The sequence below is a fragment of the Chitinophagales bacterium genome, assembly GCA_041392475.1.
GTDB lineage: Bacteria > Bacteroidota > Bacteroidia > Chitinophagales > UBA2359 > JAUHXA01.
Genome location: JAWKLZ010000001.1, coordinates 2,600,941 through 2,616,247, shown reverse-complemented (window position 1 = coordinate 2,616,247; position 15,307 = coordinate 2,600,941). Strand labels below are relative to the sequence as shown.

The 15,307-nt window shown below is 39.0% G+C and carries 6 protein-coding genes; all 6 read right to left on the bottom strand.

Annotated elements, in window-relative coordinates; all coding sequences use genetic code 11:
• Nucleotides 1-64: 64 nt before the first annotated feature.
• The 6 genes from R3E32_09700 to R3E32_09675 all read right to left on the bottom strand — a co-directional run bounded on the left by R3E32_09700 (nt 65) and on the right by R3E32_09675 (nt 15,245).
• Complete coding sequence (locus R3E32_09700; protein ID MEZ4884985.1) at nt 65-2,542, bottom strand: FG-GAP-like repeat-containing protein; 2,478 nt, start codon at nt 2,540-2,542, stop codon at nt 65-67.
• Between the two features lie 206 nt (nt 2,543-2,748).
• Nucleotides 2,749-3,003 carry a T9SS type A sorting domain-containing protein gene (locus tag R3E32_09695; GenBank protein ID MEZ4884984.1) on the bottom strand — a complete coding sequence of 85 codons (255 nt, stop codon included), beginning with the start codon at nt 3,001-3,003 and terminating at the stop codon, nt 2,749-2,751.
• Complete coding sequence (locus R3E32_09690; GenBank protein ID MEZ4884983.1) at nt 2,948-5,230, bottom strand: FG-GAP-like repeat-containing protein; 2,283 nt, start codon at nt 5,228-5,230, stop codon at nt 2,948-2,950. Before R3E32_09690 ends, R3E32_09695 begins: the two co-directional genes overlap by 56 nt.
• 103 nt (nt 5,231-5,333) lie before the next feature.
• On the bottom strand, nt 5,334-7,826 hold the full coding sequence (locus tag R3E32_09685) for an FG-GAP-like repeat-containing protein (GenBank protein MEZ4884982.1): 2,493 nt from the start codon (nt 7,824-7,826) through the stop codon (nt 5,334-5,336).
• A 234-nt stretch (nt 7,827-8,060) separates the two neighbouring features.
• Complete coding sequence (locus tag R3E32_09680; protein ID MEZ4884981.1) at nt 8,061-11,645, bottom strand: FG-GAP-like repeat-containing protein; 3,585 nt, start codon at nt 11,643-11,645, stop codon at nt 8,061-8,063.
• A gap of 69 nt (nt 11,646-11,714) precedes the next feature.
• The gene (locus R3E32_09675) at nt 11,715-15,245 is read right to left on the bottom strand and encodes an FG-GAP-like repeat-containing protein (GenBank protein ID MEZ4884980.1); all 3,531 of its coding nucleotides are present in this window, start codon (nt 15,243-15,245) and stop codon (nt 11,715-11,717) included.
• Nucleotides 15,246-15,307: the final 62 nt, after the last annotated feature.

The window sequence follows — 15,307 nt, the reverse complement described above, 5'->3', positions numbered from 1 at the left end:
AAAAAAAACAAGACCTTGCCTTTATTATAGTAAAGACGACATCATCTAGGAAAATAAACATAACTTAGTCAATGAAAACCTTACCTCCTCTAATTATTTCCAAGTTTCCTTTCTCCAATAGTCTAAAGAAGTACATCCCAGCCTCCAGTTTTCCCCGCTCCAATCTCACTTTCCCTTTTCCGAGGTTTTGGGAAAAGTTCTCCAATTTCAACTCTCGAACCTTCCTCCCCAAAATATCCATCACCTGCAATTGGTAATTCCCTTGCGGCAAACCGTTTACTTCAATCGTAGTAAAATCCGAAAAAGGATTCGGATAAACCCGTATTGAAGCACCATTTTCCAATACTTCAATATCCGTTTCGACTTGTTGCAGCAAAGTAAGGACGGCAGTATTCGTGATAATAGGCGGATTGAAGTCAAAGAAAATAGAAGCGGTATTTTCGACCTTTGTTTTGTCTTCTATTCCCTCCAAAGAAGCAATTCCGAACATCACAAAGCCATGACTTTCGGCTTCGTTGGTCGTGCTGTCGGGCAGTAGAATGTCATCGAAGTAGAAAGTCGCCAAACCCGTTTCTCGATTCAGTTCGGTTCGGTAATCGTGGCTTGCAGTGATGGGGTGAAAGGTTGTCCAATCCAGTTTTTTGTCTAAGAAGTCTTCAATGCGGATATTAAAGGCGGTGTCGTTTCCTGTATTTTGGAAGCGGATGGTGTATTGTATGGTGTCGGCAATGTAGGCAAATTCGGATTGTCCCAAGATATTGGATCGAGCGAGTTTGTCGTTGGGGTCGTAGGAGCAGAGGAGTTCGCTGTTGTAGTCGGTGGTTTTGGTGTAAGTGAGTTCTTGATTTTCATTGAAGAGTTGGACGGTGGCTTGGGTTTCGAGGATTTCGCCCATGCTGTTGAAGTCGGGCATTTGAAATTGGAGGGAGATTTTGTTTTCATAACTTGGATGAAGTTCTGAAAAATACCATGTGAGTGTGTTTCCTTCAATGCTGTTGGGTTCGGGATTGGAGGAAATAAAGCCCATGAGTTCATCTGTTTCTAAAGTGATTGTTCCATTAGCGATTGTAGTACCTGTATTGGAGTAATGTAACCAATAGTTTGCTGTGGTATTGCAGCGAGTGGGGGAACTGTTGAGGCGAGGTTCTGTTCGTTGAATGAGTCGGGTGGGTTTGAAGCCGAAGTAGTAGATGGGGAGTTCGGAGGTATCGGTGACGGTGATATTGTAGGATTCGGGAATGGTGGTGAGTTCCCAGAGTGTATTGGGTTGAGAAGAAAGTTGGTATTCATCATTTTCTACAAAAAAAGAGGTGTTTCCTTCAATGTTTGTGAATTGAGCAGCAGCGGTAGGTTGTAGAAGGAGTTGTTGATTGGAGAGTGGGTTTTCGTTGTTGTCGTAAAATCCATTTTCATTTGAATCTTGAAAGGTGAAATTGGTTATGTTTGTAAAGTTCGACAAGTTTTCATACCAAGCTATCTTATTATCATCCACAGAGGCTGAAATTATATCTATATCATTATCTGAATCAAAATCCAAAGCATACACGGAAATAGCAAAATCAGCATTTGATGAAATAATAATTTCTGAACTAAAATTGCCGTTTCCATCATTCTCAAACCAAGCTATTTTGTTATCAAAAGCCGAAATTACATCTATATCAGCATCATTGTCCAAATCTATACCATAAACATCCCACGCACTTGTAATATTTGTGGAAATAATATTCTGCTCAATAAAATTTTCATTTCCATCATTTTTATGCCAATATACGGTAGCACCAAAAGTAGAGGCTGAAATTACATCTATATCGTTATCACCATCTAAGTCAGCAGTATGAATAGACTCTGTACCATATGTAGCTGTTGAAATAATGATTTCTGAGTTAAAATTGCCGTTTCCATCATTTTCATACCAAACTATTTTTTCAATAAAAGCTGAAATTATATCCATATCTCCGTCTCCATCTAAATCCACTGTGTAAACAGAAGTTGATTTATCATCAAATATGGAAATAATGATTTCTGAGTTAAAATTGCCGTTTCCATCATTTTCATACCAAGCTACTTTATTATTAGAAGCCGAAATTACATCCATATCTCCATCTGCATCTAAGTCTGCTGTATGAACGGAAAGTGCATAAGGGGCATTTGTTGAAATAATAGTTTCTGAATTAAAATTCCCACTACCGTCATTTTCATACCAAGCTATATTATTAATAACCAAAGAAGTTACAATGATATCCATATCGCCATCACTGTCTAAGTCTGAAGCATAGATAGACCATATATGATAAAGGTTTGTTGGAATAACGTTCTCTGAACTAAAATTGCCGTTCCCATCATTTTTATACCAAGCTATTTTGTTTTCAGAAGCTGAAAGTGCATCTATATCGCCGTCCCCATCTAAATCTACCGCATAAACACAAGTTGGACGTTCAGAATCAGTAGAAATAACCTGCTCTCCACCAAACAATGTCTGCCCCTTCACTCCAACACTCCCCAATAACAATAAAACACCCCAAAAAAGTAATAATCTTCTCATTGCATCTTGAATTTAAAAGTTTTGAAATAGTACCTACCTTAGAAAACGCAAAACTCAAAAAAGGTAAATCGCAATCACTCTATCAATACCTTCCCATTCCTCAAAATCTCATTGCTATCTTCCTTCAATATCTGAATCAAATACAGTTCAGTTCATCCTCCAAGCCCGTTCAAATGTCGCCGTGTTTTTCAAACGACGGCGAATTCTCACTCCACCAACACTTTCCCTCTCCCCAAAACAGCCTGATTCCCTTCCTCCAATATCCTCCAAAAATACACGCCACTCTCCAATTTCCCTCTTTCAATCTTCCACTTTCCATTTTCAATAGACTTCAATTCCCTCACTTTCCTCCCCAAAATATCCATCACCTCCAATCGGTAATTTCCTTGCGGCAATTCCTCCGCTTCAATGGTCGTAAAATCCGAAAAAGGATTCGGAAAAACACGAATCGAAGGCTCCATTTTCCAATACTTCAATATCCGTTTCGACTTGTTGCAGCAAAGTAAGGACGGCAGTATTCGTGATAATAGGCGGATTGAAGTCAAAGAAGATGGAAGCCGTATTTTCGACCTTTGTTTTGTCGCCCACATTTGCCAAAGAAGCTATTCCAAAGGTCACAAAACCATGACTTTCGACTTCGTTGGTCGTGCTGTCGGGTAGTAGGATGTCATTGAAGTAGAAAGTCGCCAAACCCGTTTCTCGGTTCAGTTCTGTTCGGTAGTCGTGGCTTGCAGTGATGGGGTGAAAGGTTGTCCAATCCAGTTTTTTGTCCAAAACGTCTTCAATGCGGATATTGAAGGCGGTGTCGTTTCCTGTGTTTTGAAAGCGGACGGTGTAGAGGATGGTGTCGGAGATGTAGGCAAATTCGGACTGACCGAGGAGATTGGAGCGAGCGAGTTTGTCGTTGGGGTCGTAGGAGCAGAGGAGTTCCGATTCTACTTCATCTGTTTTTGTAAAAATAGTTTCTCCTTCCTCATTCAATACATCAACCCTTGCAAGATTTTGAATCATTGCTCCAATTTCGGTTTCATCGGGCATTTGAAATTTAAGAGATATTCTATTTTGCTGACTGGGCAGTAGGTTCTCAAAATTCCAAATCCACTTGTTTTCTTCTTCTACATCGGGAGGGGGATTTGCCTCTAAAAACTCAGCCTTTCCATTGGTTTCTAATATGACTTGTCCGCTTGCAGTCCTTGTACCTACATTTCGATAGGTCAGCCATGTTGAGGAAATGGTATTGCATCTCGTAGGAGTGTTGTTGATAAAAGGACAAACCTTTGTGAAGGGACGAAGTGGCAAAAGCCCAAAATTATATGGATTTTCAGGTGCTTCACTGTATAAGTCTATAAGATAAAATTCTGGAGAACTTGTTTGAAACCAATCTTCTTTGGGCAAAACAGACAGCCCATATTGTTCTATTGGAACTAAGTAACCAAATACTCCTTGTTGATTAGTGAAAACTATTCCTTGTTTCGGTCCTAAGGCCACTTTTTGATTATCTAACCCAAATTCGTTCTCATCTCGAATTCCATTCTCATTCAAGTCCATAAATACCATACCATTGATTATTTGATACGTAGAGTTTAATTTGTTTTCATATATAACAAGGGAGCTACTTAGAGAATTATTGTAATTCAAAATATCTACGTCTCCATCTTGGTCTAAATCTTCGATATAAAAATGATCATAAACCTGGTCAATGTCACTTACATAAAGAGGAGTAGAAAAGCTATACAAGCCAATTTGAAAAGATATATACATTTCGGTGTCTATATCCAACATAAAATCATTTAGTCCATCTCCATTTACATCTACTATATCTATAAGGGCAAAACTGAAAGGTTCTGCCTGATAAATACTAATCGGAGGAAGCCAGGTGCCGTCTCCATTACTTTCAATAACCATGATATTACCCAAACCGTCAGCATAAAGTATGTCTTTACTGCCGTCCGAATTAATATCTTCTACTACAATGCTGTATATTTCGACCCCCATATCCATAACGATAGGTAGATGTTCTGTAAAAGTTCCGTCTCCTCTTCCTTCAAACCATTGCACTACATCATCCCAAGTATTAAACATGATCAAATCTTGTTTCCCATCTTGATTCACATCTGTCAGTTCGGTCTTTTGAATTCCCCAAAAGAAATCAAAGGACACTTCTCCTGACGAAAACTCATTATCAGATAAATTGCGATACCATATAACTCGATCACTCCTATCTATGGCGAGCAAATCCATATTTCCATCTTGGTCTAAATCGGCTTGTCTCAATTCATTGATTTCTACTGACAAAGGGGAAACCTCAATAGATCCTTTCTGTACAATATTTCCTTGATTATCTGGTGAATACCAGATGATGGGATCACCTTCCTCCAAAGCTACTACTAAATCTGCCTGTCCATCCTCATCTATGTCCATAATTGCTGCGGCATTGGGCGTATGAGAACCAGATTCATCATTGTAAATCAGTTTACTGCTTCCAAAAATATTCTCTCCAAAATTTTCATACCATACGATTTTACCTGTACTTGACGCTGCAACAATATCTAAATCTCCATCTTTGTCTATGTCCATCCCCTGTGCAAAAAATATGTTCGTTACATCATTACTGATAATATGATTTTCAAACTGAGCATATCCTTCTGTTAAAGTAAGAATTAAAAAGAGTACTACTATATGTTTCATATAAAATTTTAAATTGTATTTTTTAACCTAACTATCAATAACATAATTTTACCTTTCTCTAATTTACCAAATCACCCCAAAAAACAAAGGTCTATAAATTCACTCACTCTACCAACACCTTCCCACTCCCCAAAACAGCCTGATTCCCTTCCTCCAATATCCTCCAAAAATACACACCACTCTTTAAATCACCTCTTTCAATCCTCCACTCTTCATTTCCAATAGATTTCAATTCCATCACTTTCCTCCCCAAAATATCCATCACCTGCAATCGGTAATTTCCTTGCGGCAATTCCTCCGCTTCAATGGTCGTAAAATCCGAAAAAGGATTTGGAAAAACACGAATTGAAGCCCCATTTTCCAGTACTTCAATATCTGTTTCGACTTGTTGCAGCAAAGTAAGGACGGGAGTATTCGTGATAATAGGCGGATTGAAGTCAAAGAAAATAGAAGCCGTATTTTCGACCTTTGTTTTGTCTTCAATTCCCTCCAAAGAAGCGATGCCAAAGGTCACAAAACCATGACTTTCGACTTCATTGGTTGTGCTGTCGGGCAGTAGAATGTCATTGAAGTAGAAAGTTGCCAAACCTGTTTCTCGGTTCAGTTCTGTTCGGTAATCGTGGCTTGCAGTGATGGGGTGAAAGGTTGGCCAATCCAGTTTTTTGTCCAAGGTGTCTTCAATGCGGATATTGAAGGCGGTGTCGTTTCCTGTGTTTTGGAAACGGACGGTGTAGAGGATGGTGTCTGCGATGTAGGCAAATTCGGATTGACCGAGGATATTGGAGCGAGCGAGTTTGTCGTTGGGGTCGTAGGAGCAGCGAACTTCAGAATCGTATTCAGTTGATTTGGAGGAAACGAGTTCTTGGCTTTCATTGAAGAGTTGGACGGTGGCTTTGGTTTCGAGGATTTCGCCTATTGAATTGAAGTCGGGTATTTGGAATTGAAGAGATATGTATTTTTCAAAACTGGGGTGTAAATCTGTGATGTTCCAAGTGAGTTTTCGACCTTCAATCAAATTTGGTTCAGGATTGGAGGAAATGAATTCCATAAGTTCGTCCACTTCGAGGGTAATAGTTCCATTAGCGAGTGTTGTACCCGTATTGATGCAGTTTAGCCAATAAGAGACTTCTGTATTGCAGCGTGTGGAAGAACTGTTGAGGTGGGGGACTACTCTTGGGAGTATTCGAGTGGGTTTGAAGCCGAAGTAGTAGGTCGGAAGTTCGGAATTTTCGGTGACGGTAATATCGTATATTTCGGGATTGGTGGTGAGTTCCCAAAGAGTGTTGGGTTCAGATGAGATTTGGTAATCTCCATTTTCTACAAAAAAACAGGTATTGCCTGAAAGATTGGTAAAAGCTGCATCAGCAGAAGGTTCTAAGAAGATTTTTTGATTATTGAGAGGTTTTTCATTGTTTTCATACAAGCCATTTTCGTTAGAATCTTGAAAAACCAAACTGCTTATTTTAGTATTATTCAATAGATTTTCATACCAAGCTACTTTATCTCCATTATTAGAAGAAGCCGATAATACATCTAAATCCTTATCTCCGTCCAAATCTGCTGCACAAACTGAATTTCCTATTTCTATTTCAGTAGAAATAACATTTTGATTCCCAAAACTACCACTTCCTTGATTTTCATACCAAACCAATACATTATAAGAAATAGAAAGAACATCCATGTCGCCATCATTGTCTAAATCTGCTGCATATACTGTAGATGGATAATTTGTTTCTTTGGAAATAACAATTTGATTTCCAAAATTACCATTCCCATCATTCGGATACCATGCAATTTTATCATCATCTGAAGAAGAAGATAATATATCTATATCTCCATCATTGTCTAAATCTGCTGGATAGGCAGTATTGGGTCCCTCTACATCTGTTGAAACAACATATTCATTATTAAAAACCCCTTTTCCATCGTTTTCATACCAAAAAATCTTGTCGGTATTAACTGAAACCGATAAAACATCTATATCCCCATCACCATCTAAATCTGCTGTATAAACACAATTTGCTTGATAAGTAGTGGTAGCAATTACATTTCGATTGAGGAGAATATGTCCAAAGTCTCCAGTACCATCGTTCTCATACCATGCCACCTGTACATCTGAATCAGAGAAGGCAGAAAGCACATCCATATCACCATCTTTATCTAAATCTGCTGCCGATACTGCTCTTGCAGGACCAGGACAGATAGCAATAGTTTTGATATTGCTAAAATTACCGTCTCCGTCATTTTCAAACCAAGCAATTCTGTTATCCCATGTAGAAGCAGAAAGCACATCCATGTCCCCGTCATTGTCTAAATCTGCTGCATATACTGAACGTGGCCCATCTACATAGGTGGAAATAATTTTTGTTTCACTAAAGTTACCCTTTCCATCATTTGCATACCAGTAAATCTGGTCTCCTGAAAGTGAGACTGATATTACATCCAAATTTCCATCTCCATTCAAATCGGCTGTATGAACAAAAACAGTATTATGTCCATCAGTAGAAATCACTTGTTGAGGTCCGAATACCGTTTGGGCAAAAACTGTAGTAAATGTAAAAAACTGGATGATTGTAAAAAATAAAATTATTTTCATTTTCAGATAAATATTAGAGTTAAGTAATGAGTTTATAATTTCGAAAAAACACTCAATATCCTACTACAAAATGATGCATTTTGTAGATAAAAACAAATATATTATTGAACACTTATTTGGGTATTTAGAGTATATTTTTCATAAGAAAAAAACACAAATATTTGCATATCAGTATTTTGAAAGAAGAAAACAAAACTCGTTTATCAAGCTTTATTAATGCAAAAAACCTCCTTTTTACTCCACCAACACCTTCCCATTCCCCAAAATCCTCCCATTCTCTTCCAATATCTGAATCAAATACAATCCACTTTCCAACCCTCCTCTCTCCAAATACGTTTTTCTATCCTCCACCTTCAATTCCCGAACCTTTCTACCGAGAATATCCATCACCTGCAATTGGTAATTCCCTTGCGGAAGTCCCATTACTTCAATGGTCGAATAGACTGAAAAAGGGTTGGGAGAAACCTCAATAAGGTAGGGATGTTTAGAGTTTGAGCCTTCAAAATTTGTTCCTTTTTGTTCTTCAATCATACTAACGACAATTGTATTGGTGATAATAGGCGGATTGTAGTCAAAGAAAATAGAAGCGGTATTGTCGATTTCTGTTTCTACTGCAAGATTGGACAAAGGAGAAATTCCGAACATCACAAAGCCATGACTTTCTGGTTCGTTTGTCGTGCTGTCGAGCAACATAATATCGTCAAAATAAAAGACCACCAAACCTGTTTCTTTGTCGAAAGTAGTGCGATAATCGTGGCTTGCAGTGATGGGATGAAAAGTGGTCCAATCCAGTTTTTTGTCCAAAACGTCTTCGATTCGGACATGGAAGGCTACATCGTTTCCAGTGTTTTGAAAGCGAATCGTGTAGAGAAGTTCGTCACCAAGAGGAGCAAATTGGGATTGCCCCAGGATACTGGAGCGAACGAGTTTGTCATTGGGGTCATAAGCACATCTGACTTCGCTATTGTAGTGATTGGTCTGGAAGTAAACGAGTTCTTGGTTTTTATTGAAAAGTTGGACAGTGGCTTGGGTTTTGAGGGTTTTGCCAAGGTGGGTTTCATTGGGCATTTGGAATTGGAGCTGTATTTGACCTTTCTGATTGGGGTACAAGTCTGCAATGTTCCAAATCAATTGCGTACCTTCTATCATTGAAGGTGCAGGATCGGCAGATTCATACATCATCAATTCATCCATTTCTAAGGTGATTTTTCCGTTGGCAACTGTTGTTCCTGTATTGGAGTAATTGAGCCAATAAGTAGCTTCGGCATTGCAGCGAGTTGGCGAACTGTTGGTGTGGGTTTCTACTCTGGGAAGGATTCGTGTGGGTTTGAAGCCAAACAGGTAAGGTTCTGTGGTTTCACCATTTGCTATTGAAAACGCATAAGAAGGAGGTGTGGTGAGTTCCCACAAAGTACCCATTTCAGAAGTCAGCTGATAGTCACCTGAAGCAACCGAAAAATAAAAACTGCCATTTTCGTTGGAATAGGTTTGCAGCCCCAAAGGATTCAAAGAGATGGGAATGTTCTGAAACCCTACTTCTCCCTCCTCATACAGACCGTTTTCGTTTTGGTCAAAAAAGGCTTTTCCTCGAATGACTCCAAAATTGTCGAAATCACCATAGACTGTCATAGTTTTGTAGTTAACATGTAGAATTTCAAAAGTAGCATCACCATCTAAGTCGGCTACATCTATAAAGGCACTTATTTTATTATTGAATTGACCATTCAAATCAAACTTTGTGAAATGATTGTCTCCTTGATTGATAAAAACATAGACAGAATCACGAACTCCTAAAAGGCTTTCGTTGTCTATTATCAAATCGTTGTCCGAATCTCCATCCAAATCTGCCAGCTCTATGTGATTGGTTCTCAAATAAAATTGTTCTCCAAAGACATTACCCAAGCCAAACTGACCATAGCCATCGTTTTTGTGCCATTCTACGATGGTTATACTACTTGAAGAGTTTTTTTCATGGCTTACTACAATATCTTTAAACCCATCCATATCAAAATCCTCTACCTCCAAAGCCCGTATTTCTCTGTCTTTTGAAAGAATAGATTGTTTGGTGAAAGTATTGTCGTTATTGTATTGATAGAGATATATGTGATTTTGTTCGTTGGGGGCATAGATAATATCCTCTTGTCCATCCCCATTTATATCTGCAATGTGTAGTTCTCCTGTTCCTTCTAAATTTTCATCAATGACCTTTCGAGGACTGAAAGTGGCATTGCCCATATTCGTGTACCAATATAAATCTCCAGATGTAGGAGTGTTGGCTACCATGTCGAGATAACCATCCTTATTCAAATCAACTGCCTGTAAATCATTGGATATTTCCTCATCCTCAATTTGTGATTCCAAGCTGTCTATTTGCGCCTGTTCTTCAAAATTCCCCATTCCATCATTTTTCCACCAAGTAATGATGCCTTTGTAGGAGCCACTCGCCAAGTCTATGTCTCCATCCAAATCAAAATCTCCCCCTGTGAGGTTTCTAAAACCATCGTTGTTATCAGCGATAATTTTTTGTTCTTCAAAGCTATTATTTTCCTTGTTTACCAACCAACTGAATCTGCCCTCTAGCGTATATTCAGGAAAAGTAAAGGTGATTTCGCAAAATGCCAAGTCTGGGCGGCTGTCTCCATTGAAGTCAGCACTGAATACATCTTTTATTACATCACAATGGTTTCCTATCGTCTGCCAGTCACCGAATGAATTGTCTGGTTGTTGAGAATGCCAATCTATTCTACTTTTCCCTTGATTGACATACACAAGGTCTAAACGATTGTCTCCGTCTATATCTGCCATTGAGATAATAGAAGGGCAATAGCTATCAGGGAGCAATGTTTGTTGATGTTGATAAACTCCACTGACATCATTCACAAAATAGAATATTCTTGGTATCTCATTATCGCTCGAAAATAGAATATCCAACCATCCATCATCATTGATATCACTTATGTTTATTTCCCACAAATTTTTTGTAGATTCACTGACAATGGTATGAGTCTCAAATTCTCCCACTCCATTGTTTTCATACAATACAAGTGTACTATCACTTGAAATAGCGACCAAGTCCATGTCTCCATCTTTGTCCAAATCAGCAGGCTTCACCTTCGATATATTGTCTTCGTTTTCATTGCCTACTACTTGCTTTTCGTTGAAAAGGTGATTACCTAAATTCTCATACCAAAATAAAGGGCCATATCCCTCAGTAATAACTATGTCTATTTTTCCATCTCCATTGAAATCGGCAGTTCCTCCAAAAATAGGTCTGATAAAGTAGTCATCTACAATTTGCAGTTCTCCAAAATGCCCCATTCCATCATTCACCACAAAAGCCACATTTCTATCCAAATTTGAAAAAAGGAAAACATCTTTGTCGCCATCATTGTCCACATCTGCAAAGGAAATATTTTCAGGCTCTTGAATGTCTTTTACAATAGTATTTTGCAAACCAAAATTGCCGTTTTTTCTGTTTTCAAACCAAACGACCTTTCTCCCATCCTTAGAAATAGCCACCAAGTCCTTCAATTCGTCTCCATTCATGTCCTCCATATACAAGGCTGAAAACCCATCCCTATCTGTGGATAAAACATGAAAATCTTCAAAATTTCCGACTCCATCATTTTCAAACCAAATAATCGTATTTTCATTTATGGACGTGCAAACAACAACGTCTATATCACTATCTTCATCAATATCCTCTGTAAGCGTATAATTTGGGGCTTGGATAGTGGGCATAATTAACTGTTCGGTGAATTGGGCAAAAGCTGTTAAGTTCACTAATAATAATACAAGAAGAATTATGTTATTTTTCATATTGATTTTGGTTTTAAAAAATTTAGCAACTACTCTAAAAACGAGTAAACTCAAAAAAGTAAACACCTATCACTCCACCAACACCTTCCCACTCCCCAAAACAGCCTGATTCCCTTCCTCCAATATCCTCCAAAAATACACGCCACTCTCCAATTTCCCTCTTTCAATCCTCCACTCTCCATTTCCAATAGATTTCAATTCACGAACTTTTCGCCCCAAAATATCCATCAACTCCAATCGGTAATTCCCTTGCGGCAACCCCTCCACTTCAATGGTCGTAAAATCCGAAAATGGATTCGGAAATACACGAATTGAAGCTCCATTTTCCAATACTTCAATATCCGTTTCGACTTGTTGCAGCAAAGTCAAAACAGCCGTATTGGTGATAATAGGTGGATTGAAGTCAAAGAAGATGGAAGCTGTATTTTCGACTTCTGTTTTATCCTCTATTCCTTCCAAAGAGGCAATTCCAAAGGTCACAAAACCATGACTTTCAATTTCGTTGGTCGTGCTGTCGGGTAGTAGGATGTCATTGAAGTAGAAAGTCGCCAAACCCGTTTCTCGGTTCAGTTCTGTTCGGTAGTCGTGGCTTGCAGTGATGGGGTGAAAGGTTGTCCAATCCAGTTTTTTGTCCAAAACGTCTTCAATGCGGATATTGAAGGCGGTGTCGTTTCCAGTGTTTTGAAAGCGGACGGTGTAGAGGATGGTGTCTGCGATATAGGCAAATTCGGACTGACCGAGGAGATTGGAGCGGGTGAGTTTGTCGTTGGGGTCATAGGAGCAGAGGAGTTCGCTGTTGTAGTCGGTGGTTTTGGTGTAAGTGAGTTCTTGGTTTTCATTGAAGAGTTGGATGGTGGCTTGGGTTTCGAGGATTTCGCCCATGCTGTTGAAGTCGGGCATTTGAAATTGGAGGGAGATTTTGTTTTCATAACTTGGATGAAGTTCTGAAAAATTCCATGTGAGTGTGTTTCCTTCAATGCTGTTGGGTTCGGGATTGGAGGAAATAAAGCCCATGAGTTCATCTGTTTCTAAAGTGATTGTTCCATTAGCGATTGTAGTACCTGTATTTTTATAGTGAAGCCAATAAGTAGCTGCCCTATTGCATCTGGTGATAGAGGCAGTTAGATGAGGTTCTACCCTGTGTAGAATTCTTGCAGGTTTTAGACCAAAATAAATTGGTTCTAAATGGCTTGTGCCTGTTACTTCAATTTGAAAGGATTCTTCTGTGGTCAATTCCCATAAAGAATTAGATTCCATAGATACCTCATAAGCACCCAATTTAGAATAGTACGTAAACTGCCCTTCTATACCTGTATAAGTTTTGTGTTCGTCCTCTGTACTTGAAATGGTAACTACTTGGTCTATAAGCGATAATTCTCCTTCATCTTTTATCCCATTTTCATTTGTATCCCAAAATACAAGACCACGAATTGAGTTGAAAAATAAATTTTCCTGCCATCTCATGTTGGTTCTATATTGAGAAAAACTAAAGACTTCTGGATAGTCATCATTATCTAAATCTTCAGCCACAATATATTCCACTTTCGGTGCATTGTTCAATACGACTTGACGCTCACCAAATACACCCGTTCCGTAATTGGGAAACCATACGACTTTATTTTCCTCCCTAACAGCAACCATCACGTCTAAATCGCCATCTTGATCAAAATCCTTAACAGCCAGTTCTCTTGGATTATTGAGATTTCCCCCTATCAATTCTTGGTCTTCAAAACCTCCCAAGCCATTGCCTTTATACCAATAGACTGCATCCTTGGCAGTAGAACTCGCAATCACATCCGCAAATCCATCTCCGTCAATATCGCCAGCCTTTACCGAATAGGAAGACTGGAAATTTCCGTCAATTCGCACTCTGTCTTCATACACTCCCCCTGCATTTCTATAAAACAATATATCATTCCAACCATCATTAGAAGTAATGACATCCAAATAGTTATCGTTGTCCACATCTGCCAATGCAACAGATACTACTTGGTAAGCAATATCGGTGACTACGGTAGGAACAATACCAAATACACCTGAGCCATTGTTGTGTTTCCAGCGAATGATCCTATCCACAGAAGAAGCAACCAACAAATCCAAATCGCCATCTCCATTGACATCTCCTGCTTTGACCGCCACGACTCCTTCTGCTTCGACTACTACCTGTTTGAAAGTGAAATTTCCCTGACCATCATTGTTGTACAGCACCACTTCAGGTTCTCCAAAACCACCTATCGCTAAATCCAAATCGCCATCTTTGTCAAAATCCTCCAATGCCAGCGAATTTGCGCCTCTAAAATCGGATAGAAGTACATGGTGCTTATCAAATCTTCCCCCTGCATTTGTGTTTTCTATCCAAGTTACCTGATGATCAAAGTCCGAAGCGATGACCAAATCTTTATCACCATCACCATCTACATCTCCTACTACCATATCTTTAGGTCCAAAAATACCAGATGTCAAAATAGACCGAAGAAATTTAAACCCATTGTTGTAGTGATTTTCGTATAAAGCAACAAATCGGTTTTGTGGAGATCCTACGAGAAAATCAATAACCCCCGTTTGAGTAAAATCAGCAGTCAAAAGTATATTTGTATCTTGCATTACATCGTTAAGAGAATAGTAAGAGTACTTTGGGAAGTGGGCAGTACCATCATTGGGTTTGATGATTATAGTACCTATCTGACTATCAGAAGCGATGATGTCTTTGTAGCCATCTTGATTCATGTCTTCAAATTGAAGCTGGGATACATTGTAGGGAATGTCGTCAATGATGGTAGGTGTGCCAAAATTCCCGTTGCCATCATTTTGAAAGAAAAACAATTCATGTTGGAATAAGGAGGCAATCAATAGGTCTATATCGCCATCTTCGTCCACATCTTCAATGATAACATCTTGGAGTGAGAGCAAACCCTCCATGATAAGAATAGGTTCGCTAAAAGTGCCTTGCCCTTCGTTTTTGAACCAAGCAACTTTTCCGCCCGAATAAGAACCTGCAAATACATCTATCAAACCATCTTGGTCAAAATCCGCTACACGTACCAAATATGCCATGTCGACTTCGGCAGAAACAATATGCTGGTTTGGAAAGTTTTGGAACCCATCATTTTCATGCCAAGCAACGGTGCCATCCCAATAAGCGGTACTCAATACATCCAAATCGCCGTCTGCATCTATGTCGCTTACTTCAATAGATTGAGGCGTTCGGACATCGTCTGAAATGATTTGAGGTGCTGCAAAATTTCCCGCACCATCGTTTTCAAACCAATAAATGGTATTGACATTCCATGAACCACAGAGAATGTCCATGTCGCCATCCATATCTAAATCGGCTGCTTTCAAACCTTTCGGTTCTGTCAATTCGTTACTCAACAAACGTTCTGTGCTGAACTGTCTATTTCCGTAGTTTTCAAACCAATAAATGCGGTTTTTACTTTCTGATGCAATGATTACATCCAATTTACCATCACCATTGAGATCGGCAATTTCACCGGTAGAGGGATAGACTCCACCCAATTCGATAGGATTTGCTTCGCCAAATTGAGCAAAACATACGGTAAAGGATAAGCAAAAACTGAGCATTAGTAGTAGGGTTTTCATACAAATGATATTAATTTATGTAAATGAAAAAAAACGCCTACCAAACCCCTTTTACATTGTTC